General features: G+C 51.4%; 12 protein-coding genes. 7 read left to right on the top strand and 5 right to left on the bottom strand.

The window, feature by feature from the left end:
• Positions 1-17: 17 nt before the first annotated feature.
• The 3 genes from DFR62_RS07665 to DFR62_RS07655 form a co-directional block, all read right to left on the bottom strand.
• Positions 18-554, bottom strand: coding sequence for an ECF transporter S component (locus tag DFR62_RS07665; protein WP_058382354.1), 537 nt, complete (start codon positions 552-554; stop codon positions 18-20).
• 373 nt (positions 555-927) lie between these two features.
• Positions 928-1,686 carry an SDR family oxidoreductase gene (locus tag DFR62_RS07660; protein WP_121299272.1) on the bottom strand — a complete coding sequence of 253 codons (759 nt, stop codon included), beginning with the start codon at positions 1,684-1,686 and terminating at the stop codon, positions 928-930.
• A 27-nt stretch (positions 1,687-1,713) separates the two neighbouring features.
• A complete protein-coding gene (locus DFR62_RS07655; protein WP_121299270.1) occupies positions 1,714-2,163 on the bottom strand; it encodes an SRPBCC family protein in 450 nt (149 codons plus the stop codon).
• 160 nt (positions 2,164-2,323) lie between these two features.
• Here DFR62_RS07655 and DFR62_RS07650 point away from each other — a divergent pair, with 160 nt between their 5' ends.
• Complete coding sequence (locus tag DFR62_RS07650) at positions 2,324-5,437, top strand: DEAD/DEAH box helicase (protein ID WP_121299268.1); 3,114 nt, start codon at positions 2,324-2,326, stop codon at positions 5,435-5,437.
• Between the two features lie 162 nt (positions 5,438-5,599).
• On the opposite strand, the gene DFR62_RS07645 is transcribed toward DFR62_RS07650, so the two are convergent.
• Positions 5,600-6,358: a purine nucleoside phosphorylase YfiH/LACC1 family protein gene (locus DFR62_RS07645; protein WP_121299266.1), complete on the bottom strand. Its 759-nt coding sequence runs from the start codon at positions 6,356-6,358 to the stop codon at positions 5,600-5,602.
• 154 nt (positions 6,359-6,512) lie between these two features.
• On the opposite strand from DFR62_RS07645, the gene DFR62_RS07640 reads away from it, so the two are divergent.
• Together DFR62_RS07640 and DFR62_RS07635 are read left to right on the top strand one after the other, a co-directional pair.
• The gene (locus tag DFR62_RS07640; protein ID WP_121299265.1) at positions 6,513-7,127 is read left to right on the top strand and encodes an NUDIX hydrolase; all 615 of its coding nucleotides are present in this window, start codon (positions 6,513-6,515) and stop codon (positions 7,125-7,127) included.
• A gap of 115 nt (positions 7,128-7,242) precedes the next feature.
• Positions 7,243-8,316 (top strand): branched-chain amino acid aminotransferase, encoded by a 1,074-nt coding sequence (locus DFR62_RS07635; RefSeq protein WP_101192023.1) that lies wholly within the window; start codon positions 7,243-7,245, stop codon positions 8,314-8,316.
• Positions 8,317-8,342: 26 nt separating this feature from the next.
• Here the strand turns inward: DFR62_RS07635 and DFR62_RS07630 are convergent, their stop codons facing one another.
• Positions 8,343-9,194 carry a TetR/AcrR family transcriptional regulator gene (locus tag DFR62_RS07630; RefSeq protein WP_157824189.1) on the bottom strand — a complete coding sequence of 284 codons (852 nt, stop codon included), beginning with the start codon at positions 9,192-9,194 and terminating at the stop codon, positions 8,343-8,345.
• Between the two features lie 98 nt (positions 9,195-9,292).
• Here DFR62_RS07630 and DFR62_RS07625 point away from each other — a divergent pair, with 98 nt between their 5' ends.
• The 4 genes from DFR62_RS07625 (at position 9,293) to DFR62_RS07610 (ending at position 15,874) form a co-directional block, all read left to right on the top strand.
• Positions 9,293-12,388, top strand: a complete 3,096-nt coding sequence (locus DFR62_RS07625) for an efflux RND transporter permease subunit (RefSeq protein ID WP_121299263.1) — start codon at positions 9,293-9,295, stop codon at positions 12,386-12,388.
• A gap of 173 nt (positions 12,389-12,561) precedes the next feature.
• A complete protein-coding gene (locus DFR62_RS07620; protein WP_121299260.1) occupies positions 12,562-13,998 on the top strand; it encodes an alkaline phosphatase in 1,437 nt (478 codons plus the stop codon).
• A 22-nt stretch (positions 13,999-14,020) separates the two neighbouring features.
• Entirely contained in the window at positions 14,021-14,656 is a 636-nt protein-coding gene (locus tag DFR62_RS07615; RefSeq protein WP_121299258.1) for a DUF4352 domain-containing protein, read from the top strand.
• Positions 14,657-14,839: 183 nt separating this feature from the next.
• Positions 14,840-15,874 (top strand): hypothetical protein, encoded by a 1,035-nt coding sequence (locus tag DFR62_RS07610; RefSeq protein WP_121299256.1) that lies wholly within the window; start codon positions 14,840-14,842, stop codon positions 15,872-15,874.
• Positions 15,875-16,027 lie beyond the last annotated feature (153 nt).

Here is a 16,027-nt window from a genome sequence, read left to right as displayed (position 1 = left end):
GAGGGGGTGGTGGGTGCTTAATTTCTGAAGTAAGGTGTTTTCTTCAACGCGGCTACGACGGGGATGGCGAGTGCCAAACCGACTGCGTTTTGCACGAGGTTTCCTGGAATGGAGGCTGCCGGGATGATCCAGCTGCTGAAGATGATCGCTTCACCGATATAGTAGATGGCGACCATGACCGGAATGGATAGTGCGGCAGCCAGGATGTTGAAGCCAAGGCTTTCGCCGCCGCGCCCGCCGGACCAAGCGATTTTTCCGACCAAGTAACCTTGCAAGCCGCGGGCGATGATGGTGATCGGCGCCCATAGCGTCCAGCCTGATACTAAATCGAAGAGCCCCATTCCGACAGCTCCGGCGATGGCGCCTTTTTTCGGCCCGAACAACAAGGCTGCGGTGAACAGCATCGTCGTGCCAAGGTGGACCAGCCCGCCATTTGCCGCGATCGGCAAGCGGATATTGAGCAGCATCGTCGCGACAAAAACAAGTGCGATGAGCATCGAAGTGATGATCAAATCATAAGTTTTGGAACTGGAATAAGTCGTAGTTTTTTGCATGAAACGATTCCTTCTTTCTTGGACATCCACCAGGCGTAAGGCCCACCAGCGATGCCATGTAGTTTTGAACTACTGTAGCAAGGAATTGACCCAGTTGAAAGTATCAATTCTGAATAATTTTTAGGGGTCAGTTTTGAAAGAAGAGGTAGAGCATCCGGATTTCCCGAGTTGACAGGGATCGGCACATAGGCTATTGTTAACTACGCGATGAGCTAAGCTGCATAAGACGGACAGGCATTCCTTTACGGAACACGTTGTGGAGCGTGGCCTGATACGCCGCAGCTATCGATACATCCCGCATTTATGCGGGGTGTTTTTTAATACCCAAAAAACCCCGTATGCAAGAATTCAGCATACGGGGTTTTCGATAAGTTCAATAAGCGAGCCAGCCGGAATCCGCAGTGATGACGGTGCCGTTGACGAAGCTTGATTCATCGGAAGCGAGGAACAAGGCAACGTAGGCGATTTCGTCCGGTTTGCCGATGCGCGGGTTGATGGCCATGCCGGGCTGTGTGCGGCCCATGCCGAACTCGCTGATATGGGTCATGGTAGAGCCGATGTTGGTCTCGACCCCACCGGGTGCAATCGCGTTGCAGCGAATGCCGCTATTGGCATACATAAAGCCGGTATTTTTCGTGAAGCCGACAACGGCATGTTTCGATGCGGTATAGGTGGCACCGGCTCGCGCTCCTTGCAACCCTCCCGCAGATGCAATGTTGATGATATTGCCGGAGCCTTTTTCTAGGAATACTTTCAGCGCTTTTCGGGTGGCGCGCATGACGCCGGTCGTATTGATTGCAAAAATCCGTTCCCAGCTGTCGTCTTCAATGTCTGCGGCAGCTTCGAAATTGTCCATGATACCGGCATTATTGACGAGGATATCAAGCGTGCCATATTCGGCGACAGCGCTGTCGACCAGCGTTTGGATATCTTGTTCTTTTGCGACGTTGCAAGCGACGGCGATGGCTTCGCCGCCAGTTGATTTAATCTCTTCTGCGACTGCATCGGCCCCTTGCTGGTTAATATCAGAGACCACGACTTTCGCGCCTTCTTTGGCGTACAAGGCGGCGATGGATTTTCCCATGCCGGAAGCGGCCCCGGTGACGATTGCTACTTTTCCTTCCAATCTCATCTGATTCATCCTTTCGGCAACAAGATTTTAACGATCCAATTCGCAGGCGGCTTTGAGATTTTCAAGCGTATGCCGAAGTGTATTTCTCTCCAGCCGGTCATATACCAGACGCTCGGTGAAACGGTCAAATGCACTGTGGGGCAGATCGATTTCCAGTTCGAAGACGGCTTCCGTCCCGCCATCCATCGAGCGGTAATGGCTTTTTTGGTGGGCGATAAAGCTGCCGGTGATGATGCCTTCCCAAAAACCTTCAGCGCCGTCGCGTTCACAGCGGATCACATTGATCGTCACCGGAAAGCGCAAGCCGACAATGGAAAACACCGTCTCGACTTCTGTGCCTGCTTCGCCGGTGCCTTCGATCCGGTCCGGTTTGGATAAATGGTTATAGAAACTCGTCCAGTTTCCGGGTTTCTTGGCGAACTGAAATACTTCGTCGATCGGCGCTTGGATGAATATGCTTTGATGGGCACTGGCCATTGCGATCTCCCCCTTGGAATCAATCTATCAATTAATATCTGAAAATTAAGTCTATTATAAGTCGAAAGCACTGCCTGTGTAAAGCGCCTCCGCTTGAAGACGAACGCGGCATGTCGGATAATGAAAGCAAGACAATATCACGCAGAAGAAAGGGGCCGCTATGGAATTTTGGATCAGCGATAAACACATCCGCAAATTATGCGGCCAGGCTGCCTATAAAAAAGGCCAGGCGTTTCAAATGGCCGGAAAAGTCAACATTACAGAAGCTAATGACCAGTCCATTACAGCCGTCGTCGAAGGGCGCAGTTCATTCCACGTCAAGCTGGCCCGCTCACAAGCTGGGACCATCCAGGCGGAATGCAGCTGTCCGCCTGTCGGATTCATCCATACATATTGCCATCACATTGCAGCGGTGATGATCGCCGCGGAAGAGCTTGGCCAGCGGGAGCGCCCGCTAGCTGAGCAGATGTTCGGCTTGTTTGAAGATGACGATAAGCCTTCTGCACGGCTTCATCGCTTCGACCGGCGCGTGCCGTATCACGTCGAAGCAACCATCCGCAGCAGAGGCAAAGAGCAATTGGCGCTGACGTTCAGAAGCGGCACGGCAATCTTGAAAAATGTCCGGGATCCCCTGCGCTTCGTCTCGGCCCTGTCGAACGGCCAATACGAGGAGACCGCAGCGATTCCGTACGACCCAGGCCGCCATGCGCTCGAACAGCCGGTCCTGGAATTGCTCCAGGTGCTCGATAAAAGCAACCCGCAGCCGGATGAAAAGGGGAAATTGCTAGTGTCCGCAAGTGATTGGGAGCGCTTGTTGCCTGTGCTTCGCGAAATAACGCATGCCAAATTCGAAAATCCGCTCGGGGAAGTGCTGCCGTTTCACGTGACGGATACACTGCCGGTGTCGTTTCGGCTGGACCAAGGCAATAGCGGATACCGCTTGATTGTCCGGGGATTGGAACGTCTTCAACTCTTTCCGAAATACGGCGTCGCCTTGACGGAAGAAGCGATTGTCCAGCCGGCCGCAGCCGATATGAAGCGCCTGTCAGGCTTACAGGAATTGATGCAAGGGGCGGGCGAGGAGCTGCCGATCGACGAAAGTCAAGTCGCCCATATGATGAAAGCCGTCTTGCCGGGGCTGGAAAAGCTCGGGCCGGTCATCGTGACAGAAAAGGCGATTGAGAAAATCGGGGAAACGCCGTTGCGCGCGAAGCTCTATCTCGATCGTGTGCGCAGCCGGTTGCTTGCGGGCCTTGAATTTCATTACGGCCAGCTCATCATCAATCCATGCGAAGAGCCCGACGAAACTTATCGTCAGTATCCTGGCGTATTCCGCCAGCTCGAAAAAGAACGGGCCATCATGGACTTGATGGAGTCGGGACGGCTGACAAAAACGGACGGCGGCTTCTATCTGCAGGATGAGGAAGCTGAATACGATTTCCTTTACGATACAGTGCCGATGCTGGAACAATGGCTCGAGGTCTATGCCACGACCTCGGTGAAAATGCGCATCCAAAAAACCTTGCCGGGGCCGAAAATCCGTGTCAATCTGCCGAAAGACCGGACCGATTGGCTGGAGTTCCGCTTTGATCTCGGGGGCATACCGGAAGAAGAATTGCGGGGCATTATCCGCGCCATCCGGGAGAAAAAGCGTTATTTCCGCATCCCTAACGGTGCGTTAATGTCGCTCGAGACACCAGGTATGGCGGCGTTTGAGGAATATTTGGCTGTCATGAACATCGATGAAGATAATTTTGAACGCGTCCAGCGCGTGCCGCTGCTTGAAGGCATGCGGCTTGCTGGCAGCCTCGAACAGCACGAGTTATCGGAGACCGGCGCGGAATTTGCGCGCTTGTTAAAAGAACTGCACCATCCGTGGACGCAGGCCCAACAATTGCCGGATCAATTTGAAGGCATTTTGCGGGATTACCAAAAGCGCGGATTCAGCTGGTTCCGTTTGCTGGCGAAGTACGGGTTCGGCGGCATACTGGCGGATGAGATGGGACTCGGAAAAACGGTCCAAAGCATTGCGTTTGTGCAATCGGTGCTAGAAGACATCCGCAAGAGAGATGAGCCGGCGCTGATCGTTGCGCCTTCTTCGCTCATGTACAATTGGCAAGCCGAATTCGAGCGTTTTGCACCGGACATCCAGACGGTTATCGTCGATGGCCCGAAAGCAAAGCGGGTGCAAGCTTTGAAAGAGACCGGCGATGTGTACATCACTTCTTATCCGGCTCTGCGGATGGACCGGGGCGCCTATAAAGACTGGGCGTTCCATACGATTTTCTTCGATGAAGCGCAAGCCTTTAAAAATCCGGCGACCCAAACCGCTAAAGCCGTGAAAGAGCTGGACGCACGGCATCGTTTCGCACTCACCGGGACGCCGATTGAAAACTCGCTCGATGAATTGTGGTCGATTTTCAACGTCGTCTTCCCGGCGCTGCTTCCGGACCGCAGCCAGTTTGCGGAACTGCGCAACGCCGATATCGCCAAGCGCGTACGGCCGTTTCTGCTGCGCCGGACGAAAGCGGAAGTTCTCGGGGAAGTGCCGCAAAAAATCGAGCGCATCGAACATTCGGAGCTCCGCGAAGAACAGAAGAAACTGTACACGGCGTATCTAGCGGAACTGCGCCACGAAGCCTTAAAGCATCTGCGCGACAATAGCATGCGCAAAAACCGCATCCGCATCCTTGCGGGACTGACGCGCCTGCGGCAATTGTGCTGCCACCCGTCGTTGTTTGTAGAAGATTATAAAGGCGGCTCGGCGAAATTCGAGCAATTGCTGGAGATCTTGGAAGAGGCGCGTTTGACGGGGCGCCGCGTGCTGGTGTTTTCGCAGTTTACGGGCATGCTCAATCTCATCGGGCAGTCGCTTTTGCGCTCAGGAAGGTCGTATTTCTATTTAGACGGTTCGACGCCGCCGAAAGAACGCGTGGAATTATGCGACCGCTTTAACGAAGGCGAAGAGGACTTGTTTTTGATTTCCTTGAAAGCGGGCGGGACCGGGCTCAATTTGACGGGGGCCGATACGGTCATCTTGTATGATTTGTGGTGGAACCCGGCCGTCGAACAGCAGGCAGCGGACCGTGCGCACCGGATGGGGCAGAAGCGGGAAGTGCAAGTGCTGCGCTTAGTGGCGAAGGGGACTATCGAAGAGAAGATGTATGACTTGCAGCTGCGCAAGCAGGATTTAGTGGATGAGATGATCCAATCCGGTTCAGAAGCCGTACAGTCGATGAGTGAAGAGGATATTCGGGAGATTTTGATGATTTAAATGAAGCTCTGATAGTTGTGTATGCAAAAGATTCCGCTCTAAGCGGAAATGCGAAGCAGCGGCTACTGTGTCGAATATTGAATCCAAAAACTGCAAAAAAGTTTAGCTGTCGCACCTACTCTAAAAACACGAAAAGCTCTCCCTATGCGGAAGAGCTTTTTGCTATTTCTTGACGATATAAGCCATATGGCGTCCGCATTGTCTGTCTTCGCGGTAGGAGAAGCCGTCTGGACTCTTGAAGGTGCAGCTCCGGTCGATGTCGATATATTCGGCTGGAATGCCTGCGCGTTCCAGCTGGGTTTTGACAGTGAGTTGATTGTCGATATGATATTTCCCGGTTTCTTCGTTGAATTCGATGAACGGATCGGCATAGCCGAGTGCTTTGAATTTCACGTAGACGTCTTCATCCACTTCAAACTTCTCCTGGCTGAGCGCCATGCCGATCTGGACGCGGAATCCTTCCGGCGCGCAGTTTTCATTGGCGATCAAATGGGCAAACAAGTGCGGCACGAGTTCTTTTACAGTGCCTTGCCATCCGGAATGTACGGCGCCGACCAACTCTTCCGTTACGTGATAGAAGGTCACCGGCACACAATCAGCAGCGAAACTCGAGAGAACTAGGCCCGTGTCGCGCGTATAGAGCGCATCGGTATCCGCAATTGCATCGTCTAAAATGCGGGCGCCTTTACCTGCGTCCGCATGGGTCATTTTTTGAAAATGGTTGCTGTGGGTTTGATTGGCGCATACGAGTTCATCGATGCTGTAGCCAAGTGAAGCAAGCAAGGCTTCCCGGTTTTCGAGTGAATGCTCGCGATGGGTTCCGGCGTGCAGCGCCAAGTTATTGCCGCCCTTTGCCTGCGGGTCTTTTACGGTCATGCCCGCAATATAGGAATCGTTGTTGATATATGTTTTTCGGTTCACGTCTATCCCCTCCGCTCCCATTGTAGCGAAGGCGCCCCCCCGTTCGCCAATAGATGGCAAGAGAATTCGGATTTTTCATCTTTCTGGAGCGATTGAAAGGCAGGTCCCATTGATTATTTGGTAAGATAGGAAGAAAGAAAGTCGAGGTGATGGCATGGAACCGGAAAAGATTTTGAAAAAAGTCCAAGGGCGGGTGCCTGAAGTACTCGGCAACCGGGATTTCTCGAAATATGCGATTCTTCTTCCATTGATTGAAAAAGAAGACGGCGTCCATATCCTATTTGAAGTGCGTTCGTTTGAAATGAGGCGTCAGCCTGGGGAGATTTGCTTTCCGGGTGGGCGCATTGATCACGGGGATGAAGATGAGGAAGAAACAGCTTTGCGTGAAACGATGGAAGAGCTTGGCATCCGCAAAGAGGCGATCAGCAATGTGTTTCCACTCGATTACATCGTCTCGCCGTTCGGCATGATTGTTTATTCGTTTGCGGGCTTTATCGACCCTGAAACGGATTTTGTGCCGAATGAAGCAGAAGTTGATACGGTCTTCACAGTACCGCTTCAATTCTTCCTGGATAATGAGCCGCGCGTGTACCGCATCGATTTCGATATCCAGCCGGAGGAAAGTTTTCCGTATGACTTGATTGCCGGCGGCGAAAACTACAGCTGGCGTGCGCGGCAAGTGGATGAATTCTTCTATTTATACGAAGACCGCGTCATTTGGGGATTAACGGCGAAGATTCTCATGCATTTCATGGAATTGATCCGCTGAGCCGATTGGCCGATATTTGGCGAATTTGATGAACAGCCTTTTCAGTACGTGGAAATGTGTGTATAATTATTCGAAATTGTGAAAATAAAATTGCTGCATAGAAGGGGACATGACCATGACGACTTATCAATTGGAAGTAATCGAGAATACTGCGAAGAAAGACAAGCCGGCGCAAGACCAGATTCCATTCGGCCAAACTTTCACTGACCATATGTACATCATGGAATACGAAACGGAGAAAGGCTGGCATGAACCGAAGATCGTTCCATACGGTCCGATTTCCTTGGATCCGGCAGCGATGATTTTCCATTACGGGCAGACGGTTTTTGAAGGCATGAAAGCATACCGCACAGAAGACGGGCGCGTATTGCTGTTCCGTCCTGAGAAGAACTTTGAACGCCTCAACTTGTCGAGTGAGCGCCTCAGCATTCCGCCGATCGACGAAGACTTGGCGCTTGAGCACCTGAAGCAATTGATCAAGCTCGAAAAAGACTGGGTGCCGAAAACACCGGGCACATCACTTTATATCCGCCCGTACATTATCTCGACGGATGCCAATTTGGCAGTAGGACCATCATCTACATATAAGTATATGGTCATCCTGTCTCCTGTCGGCTCCTATTTCCCAGGCGGATTGCAACCAGTTGTCATCCATGTCGAAGACAAGTTCACGCGCGCAGTCAAAGGCGGCACGGGAATGGCAAAAACGGCCGGGAACTATTCTTCCGGCTACCAGGCGCAAGCGAATGCCAAGAAAGAAGGAAATGCGGACGTGTTGTGGCTCGATGGCGTCGAGAAGCGCTATATTGAAGAAGTCGGCAGCATGAACATCTTCTTTAAGATCGATGGGGAAGTATTCACACCTGAGCTCAACGGTAGCATCTTAAAAGGCATCACGCGTATGTCGATCATTGAATTGTTGAATTCATGGGGCGTTCCGGTAACGGAAAAACGCATGGCCATCGATGAACTTTACGAAGCGTACCAAGCTGGAAAAGTCGAAGAAGTCTTCGGGACGGGAACGGCTGCGGTCATTTCCCCGGTCGGTGAACTCAACTGGCAAGGCCAGAAAATGATCATCAACAACCACGAAATCGGTGAATTGTCGCAAAAGCTGTACGACACAATCACTGGCATCCAGACAGGAAAAGTCGAAGACACACTGGACTGGACCGTGGAAATCAAGTAAATCACCGCATGTAAAAAGCCCAGACATCAATTGTCTGGGCTTTTTTTCTGTTCGTATTTCTTTAATAGATATGATAGCCATTTGGCAGGAGCGTAATCGTAGATATTGGCCTGCAAGCCGTGGAGGATCGCGCGTCTTGGCGTTTCCAACTGGAGCTCTTCGGCAAGCAGCGAGAACGATTCGGCCATGAGCGGCGGGTGCTGTCCGTCTTCCAGTAACTCGGCGATTACCGACAGCAATTTTTCTTCGGTGGTCACTTCCTCGGGACCAGGCATCGGCAATTCGACCATTTCTTCTGTCAGGTAAGCCGTAGTGGAGTAGGCGGCCAGGACGTTGGTCTTTTCGACGAGAAGCTCTGCAATTTTTTCGATATCGTGTGGATATGGATGGAACAACACCAGCTGCGAATAAATGCGCACGAAGCCTTTGATGGAAATGAGCAAGTCATAGCGGCGGCCTCGCAGCTGCTCCCCATACAACTCGTCCAATAACGACAGCAGCGAACGGTCGATCCACGTATCGTAATGGATGAGTTTCTCCAAAATTTCCTCGTTTAGGGCATGCATCGGCTCCTGTGCGTAGATCTTGGCGAAATCCGCATGCTTTTCGAGCAATGCCAGATGGGCAAGAAAATAGAGGCGCAGTTTTTCATCAGGTTTTTGCAAGCTGTTGACTACTCGGTCAATATCAGCGACAAAGCCTTTCATGAATGAATCGATGATTTCTTTGATCAATGACTCCTTTGAAGGGAAAGACAAGTAGAACGCGCCTTTTGATATGCCTGCTTCTTGGGTGATGTGCTGGACAGATGTAGCTTCAATGCCGTTTTCAGCAAAGAGTTGAAGCGCTGATTCCAGGATCTGTTGCTTTTTTGACATATTTGATTCCTCTTTTCCCCTTACTTGTTTGACGCTTGACCAATCGGTCATTACTATAGAGTAGTAAATGGATTTCGTCAAAGAAAGGAAGAATTTGTGTGCAAGGATTCGTGCGTTTTGTGCTGAAAAACAAATTTGCCGTGTGGCTGTTGACTTTAATTGTAACCTTTGCCGGCATTTATTCAACAACCCAAATGAAGATGGAGTCGATCCCTGATATTTCGATTCCCTACTTAATCGTCTCGGGGGTCTACCCGGGGGCTGCACCTGAACAGGTGATGGAAGAAGTATCGATACCTGTGGAACAGGCAGTCGAAAGCCTGGAGGATGTCAAAGCAGTTTATTCAAATTCCTCTTCGAATGTCTCCCAAATCCAGATCGAATACGATTACGGAGTCGATATGGATGAGAAAAAGCGGGAACTTGAATCCGCAGTCGATGGCGTAAACTTGCCTGAGGAAGTGGAGACTCCGTCGATCATGTCAATCGGCCTCAATATGTTCCCGGTGGTTGCACTGTCTGTCAGCAGTGAGACGGAATCGATTGTCGAATTGACGGACCGTGTCCAGACAGCCATTTTGCCTGAAATCGAGAAAATTGATGGCGTCGCCTCTGCGACTGTCACTGGACAGCATGTCGAAGAAGTTCATCTGACCTATGACGAAGAAGCGATGGCTGCCCGTGAAGTGACGGAAGAAGACATCCAGCAGATGATCGAAGCGAGCAATATTGCCTTGTCGCTCGGCCTTCGTGAATTTGAAGAAGGCGAAGAAGCGGTCTATATCGATGGTTCGGTTGCTTCTATTGAAGAGTTCGGTGACTTATTGATTCCGGTGACGCCTTCAGAAGACAATCCGGAACCATTTGTTGCCTTGTCTGAACTGGCCAATGTGGAACTGGTCGGGAAAGTGCAGTCGATTTCCCGGACTAATGGCGAAGATGCGATAGCGATTCAAATCGTCAAAGGCCAGGAAGCCAATACGGTCACTGTGGTCAATGAAGTAAAAGACTTGATGGCGGATTTGGAAAGCGAAGTGGACGGCTTGATCGTCGACATTACGCTTGATCAAGGCGAGCCGATCGAGGAATCGGTCTTTGCAATGGTGGAAAAAGCCTTGTTTGGCGGCTTGATCGCCGTGCTGATCATTTTGGTATTCTTGCGTGATTTCCGTTCGACGCTCATTGCAATCGTCTCGATCCCAGTATCTATTTTCGTGGCATTGCTCCTGTTGAACTGGCTCGATATCACCTTGAACATCATGACGCTCGGTGCCATTACCGTGTCGATCGGCCGGGTCATTGATGACTCGATTGTCGTCGTCGAGAATATTTACCGGCGCATGCATTTGAAAGAAGAGAAATTATCCGGCCGCAAATTGATCCAATCGGCGACGATCGAAATGTTCAAGCCGATCTTGTCGTCGACGCTTGTAACGATCGCAGTCTTTGCGCCACTGGTCTTTGTCGGTGGAATGGTCGGCGAATTGTTCTTGCCGTTCGCACTGACAATGTCGTTTGCTTTGCTTGCGTCGCTTGCAGTGGCGGTCAGTATCGTGCCGGCAATGTCGCATAGTTTCTTCAAGAAGAAATTATATGGCAAGAAAACAGCAGCGAAGCATCAAGAAGTCGGAAAGATGGCGCTTTGGTTCCGTTCATTCCTTGAAAAGGCCTTGAACCATAAGTGGATCACATCGATCATTGCAGTCGTGTTGCTCGCGGGGTCTTTGGCGCTGACACCGTTGATCGGCTTCTCGTTCCTCGGCTCGCAAACCGAGAAAATGATGTATATCACGTATTCTCCTTCCGCAGGGGAGTTGCAGGAAGAGACGGTCGAGAACATCGAAGCGGTTGAGCAGGACTTGCTTGAACGCGAAGACATCGACGTTCTTCAATTATCGATCAACGATTCAGCCAATGCCGATATGTCCCAGATGATGATGGGCGGCGGAGACGGTGCATTATTGTATTTGATCTTTGATGATTCGATTTCTGTCGATGAATTCGAAGAAGCCCGCACTGAAGTCGCGGACTATCTTGCAGGACTCGGCCAATCAGGCGAGTGGGGCGAACAGGATATGATGGGCGGCGGCATGATGGCCTCGAGCGAAGTTGCCTACACTTTGTACAGCGAAGACCTCGATGACTTGATGGATACCGTTGCACAAGTCGAAGGCGCGATGAGCGAAGTCGACGGCTTGGAAGAAGTGACCTCCGATACGGAAGATCCTTATGTCGAACATACTTTACGCATCGAACAGCAGGAAATTCTCCAATATGGCCTGACGGCGGGACAAGTCGCGATGGCTTTGTCCGGCGGGGGCCAAAATGAAGTGCTGACGACCGTCAATACAGACGGCGGCGAACTTGAAGTCATTGTCCAGCGTGATGCCCAGCAAGACGCAGCGACTTTTGAAGAGCTTCTGGAGACGCCTGTGCCAACAGCTGCAGGTACCATGATGACTGTCGGCGAATTGGTCGAAGTCGAAGAAGGCACCACCTTGAATACCTTGAGCCGTTCGGAAGGCGCTTATTATGCGACTGTTTCCGGCACGGTGACGGGCAATGACGTGTCTGCGCCAAGTGCGGCCGTCCAGGAAAATGTGGATCAACTGGATCTTCCGACAGGCGTGACGGTAGAAACCGGCGGCGTGACGGCGGATATCAATGAAACCTTCACACAGCTTGGCCTGGCGATGGCAGCGGCAATCGCGATCGTTTACTTTATCCTGGTCGTGACGTTCGGCGGCGGGCTTGCGCCATTCGCCATCCTATTCTCGCTGCCGTTTGCGGTCATCGGTGCATTTGTCGGCCTATATGTCACAGGCCAGACAATTTCCGTATCGGTCATGATGGGGCTGCTCATGCTCATCGGGATTGTCGTAACGAACGCCATCGTCCTTGTCGACCGGGTCATCCATATGGAACGCGAAGGCATGACGGTGCGCAACGCCTTGCTTGAAGCAGGAACGACGCGTCTGCGGCCGATCCTGATGACAGCCATCGCTACGATTGGGGCCATGATTCCAATGGCACTCTCAAGTGGTGGCGGTGGCCTCGTCTCCCAAGACTTGGCGATCACCGTCATCGGCGGCTTATTGTCCTCGACCTTGCTGACACTCGTGGTCGTGCCGGTCGTCTATGAAATACTCCGTAAATTCCAGAAAAACAAATCACTCGTCGATCCCGAAGATTGATCGGCCAAAAACCGGCTTCCTTAATGGAGGCCGGTTTTTAATTTGGAAATCCCCCCGAAATTATTTCCCGGGAAATAGAATTTCTTTAACAAATTCCATACACGCCCTCAACAATTCCTTAATATTCCTTCGATACACTGACGATGGTCAACAAACACGAGGAGGAATGCCAGATGATCCGAAAATCAATGAAAAAAATTGTTCCAGCCGCCGTGGTGGCAGCAGTCGCCGTGACGAGCTTTACCCCGTCCGCGCCAGCTGAAGCGCACGGGAATGGCAAAGCCGAAGTACATAAAGAACACAAAAATCCTGGAAAAGGGAAAGGGAAAGAGAAGGGCAAAGACAAGGATGCACCGAAAAACGTCATTTTCCTGATCGGCGATGGCGTCGGCACGTCCTATACATCCGCTTACCGTTATTTGCAGGACGATCCATCTGCGCGTTTCGCGGATGAAATGTCGTTCGATTCCTATTTGGTTGGACAGCAAATGACCTATCCGGAAGATGCGCAACAAAATGTCACCGATTCGGCTGCCGCCGCGACAGCCATGGCAGCGGGCATCAAAACCTATAACAACGCAATTTCCGTAGATAACGATGAATCGGAAGTGAAAACCGTCCTGGAAGCGGCGAAAGAACAAGGTAAAGCGACTGGGCTTGTCGCGAGTTCTGAAATCACCCACGCGACACCGGCGTCATTCGGCGCGCACGACATCAGCCGCCGCAACATGAACGCCATCGCTGATGATTATTTCGACGAGCGCATCGACGGCGAACATAAAATCGACGTCTTGCTCGGCGGAGGCACCAAACTATTCGACCGCACAGATCGCGATTTGACGGAAGAATTCCAGGAATCTGGCTATGGCTATGTGACATCGAAAGAAGAACTGCTCGCAAATGACGACGGGCAAGTGCTCGGTCTGTTCGCAGAAGGCGGATTGCCGAAAATGATCGACCGCGAAGACAGCGTGCCGTCTCTTGAAGACATGACGCGTTCAGCGATTGACCGCTTGGAACAGGACGAGGACGGTTTCTTCCTGATGGTGGAAGGCAGCCAAGTCGACTGGGCAGGCCATGACAACGATATCGTCGCGGCGATGAGTGAGATGGAGGATTACGACCGTGCATTCCAGGCGGCGATCGAATTCGCCAAGCAAGATGAAAATACATTGGTTGTGGCGACAGCTGACCACTCGACAGGCGGTTTCTCGATCGGCGCAGACGGCGTCTATAATTGGTTCGCGGAGCCAATTCTCGCTGCACAGCGCACACCGGATTTCATGGCTTCTGAGATTGCAGAAGGGGCTGGCGTAGAGGAAACCTTGGAACGCTATATCGACTTGGACTTGACTGAAGAAGAAATCGCTTCTGTCAAAAAAGCAGCCGATGAAGGTGAATATTTGGACATCGATAACGCCATCGAGCGCATTTTCGATAAACGTTCGCACACGGGCTGGACAACTGGCGGCCATACCGGAGAAGACGTGCCGGTTTATGCTTACGGGCCAGCGAGCCAGAAATTTGCAGGGCAACTGGACAATACGGATCATGCCGGCATCATCTTCGACTTGATGGGCGCGGACGTAACGATCGACGACAAACAATAAACGATAGCAGGGAGCGGATTGGATGAAAGCGAGATTAGCATGGCTGCTCGTCCCATTGGCAATGTTATGGGGCTGCCAGGATGAAACAGCACAAGGGACGGCGAACGCAGCGTCTTTGTCGGAAGCGCCCGCGTACACGGAACAATATGTCCTCAACCCGCAAGTGAGCGACGACCGACGCTTGCAGGAGCCTGGACAGAAAGCGCGTGATGCGAAAGGCGGCTTGGAGCTATTGGCGGCTGATATGGAAGCTCGGACGGTGCAGATCGGCGATATTGAGCTGACCATCCATGAAGCGAAGCTGCTGCAGTACACGCCGGATTATAGCCTGATCGATTTCTATCATTCCTACACGCATGACCAGGAATTCGAGCTGGCAAAGTTCTTTGTTGAAATCAATAATACTTCTAGCGAAGAAGTGAATTTTGCGCCAGTCGCATTGATCGAGACAGAAAGCGGCGAAGTGAAGACTTGGGAAGACGATGTGTATTTGGAATCGTTGAATGAAGGGCTGAAACCCGGAGAAGTAAAATCAGGGAATGTCGGCTTCATCGTGGAAGATGGTGCACAAGAAATTAAATTAACCACCAGCAAGCTATTCGCTGCAGATGGAGAGCTGCTCGCACCCGCGCAAACCATCACAATCAAGCTCGATTGATGAAATATAGTTTTCAATAGAAGAAGAAACCCCGGCTGTTGACCATACAGCCGGGGTTTGTCGTAGAAAGAGGGAACCAAAGTGAATTTTAATATCGGAATAATCTGATTATTATGTTGAATTTTCCAGAAAAATCCTTCATGATAGAGCTAATAATAGGCCGCCTCAAAAGGAGATGGGGTTATGAAGCTAAGTGAACGGTATATTCGGGCAGTGCTCGAACGGCTGCCGCAAGACAAACGCCAGGGCGCGGAAAAAGACCTGAGAAGCAAATTGTCGGAACGGCTCACGGCAGACAGTAGCGAAAGCGAAGAACACGCCGTCCTCCAGGAATTCGGCCATCCAGCACTCATGGCGGAGCATTACGGAAAAGTGAGGCGTTACTTGATCGGCCCGCGCTATTTCGATTTGTATGTCCGCTTGCTAAGGCTGGTCATCCCGTTGGCAGTTCTCATCACACTCATTGTCGTGACCATCGTCGGCATTGTTTCAGGGATCGGCCAGGACGAGACGCTAATCACGGTGCTCGGCTCATTGATCGGTAACATCATCGGCGCGATCTTCAATACCATCATGCAAACCTTGTTCTGGATCACAATCGTCGTTGCCGTGATGGACTGGGCGGATAAATCGGGCGTGGAGACGCCGCTCGGGCTGACGATGGGCGAATGGACGCCTGATGATTTGAAAGAATGGGGAGGGCAGGAGGCGCTGCTCGAGCCGGTTGAAGCGAAAGTGGCGAAAAGCCAGATCTTCGGCAGCTTGATTTGGATGGTCATCTGGACGACGGTCTATTTCAACGCCGATAAAGTACTCGGGATCTACACTGACGATGGGGAAGGCTTGCGCTTTCAAATGGCAGTATTTAACCAGGATGTGCTGTTGTCATATTGGCCATTCATTGCACTCGTCATCGTTTTGGAGTTGTCGCTCGCCATCTGGCAATGGCGCGCAGGCTACTGGAATTACCGGTTGGCCACATTCAATGCCGCAGTGCAAACAGTTTCGGTACTTGTGTTCATCCTGATCTTCATCAATTCCGAATTGCTCAACCCGGAGTTCCGCCAGTTCCTCACGGATACATTTGGCAGATCCAATGCACTCACGTGGATTTTCGGGGGCATCTTGGTCATCATGATCGTCGGGGCGTTGAGCGATATTATCCAAGGATACCGGCGAGCCGCCAAGCGTGGGCAGAGTGACGCGCCACTTAATTGAAAAAGGAATTTTAGATAGTGGTACTTTAGAATGAAATAGCAACACTTGTACGTGTTTTGCCCGTATCCCTTGTGGTGCGGGCTTTTGTGAATCCTTAAATATGTCTTTATACCCACTTTATATGTAAAATGAAAGCCCTTTCATAAGGCGAAA

Source organism: Planococcus citreus, from assembly GCF_003664125.1.
GTDB lineage: Bacteria > Bacillota > Bacilli > Bacillales_A > Planococcaceae > Planococcus > Planococcus citreus.
Note: the sequence above shows the minus strand (reverse complement) of the source record. Positions and strands in the feature narration are given on the sequence as shown.

Bases quoted from the DNA above. Each gene is read 5' to 3' on its own strand.
- DFR62_RS07665 (WP_058382354.1), bottom strand. From the start codon at position 554: ATGCAAAAAACTACGACTTATTCCAGTTCCAAAACTTATGATTTGATC.
- DFR62_RS07660 (WP_121299272.1), bottom strand. From the start codon at position 1,686: ATGAGATTGGAAGGAAAAGTAGCAATCGTCACCGGGGCCGCTTCCGGC.
- DFR62_RS07655 (WP_121299270.1), bottom strand. From the start codon at position 2,163: ATGGCCAGTGCCCATCAAAGCATATTCATCCAAGCGCCGATCGACGAA.
- DFR62_RS07650 (WP_121299268.1), top strand. From the start codon at position 2,324: ATGGAATTTTGGATCAGCGATAAACACATCCGCAAATTATGCGGCCAG.
- DFR62_RS07640 (WP_121299265.1), top strand. From the start codon at position 6,513: ATGGAACCGGAAAAGATTTTGAAAAAAGTCCAAGGGCGGGTGCCTGAA.
- DFR62_RS07635 (WP_101192023.1), top strand. From the start codon at position 7,243: ATGACGACTTATCAATTGGAAGTAATCGAGAATACTGCGAAGAAAGAC.
- DFR62_RS07630 (WP_157824189.1), bottom strand. From the start codon at position 9,194: ATGTCAAAAAAGCAACAGATCCTGGAATCAGCGCTTCAACTCTTTGCT.
- DFR62_RS07620 (WP_121299260.1), top strand. From the start codon at position 12,562: ATGATCCGAAAATCAATGAAAAAAATTGTTCCAGCCGCCGTGGTGGCA.
- DFR62_RS07615 (WP_121299258.1), top strand. From the start codon at position 14,021: ATGAAAGCGAGATTAGCATGGCTGCTCGTCCCATTGGCAATGTTATGG.
- DFR62_RS07610 (WP_121299256.1), top strand. From the start codon at position 14,840: ATGAAGCTAAGTGAACGGTATATTCGGGCAGTGCTCGAACGGCTGCCG.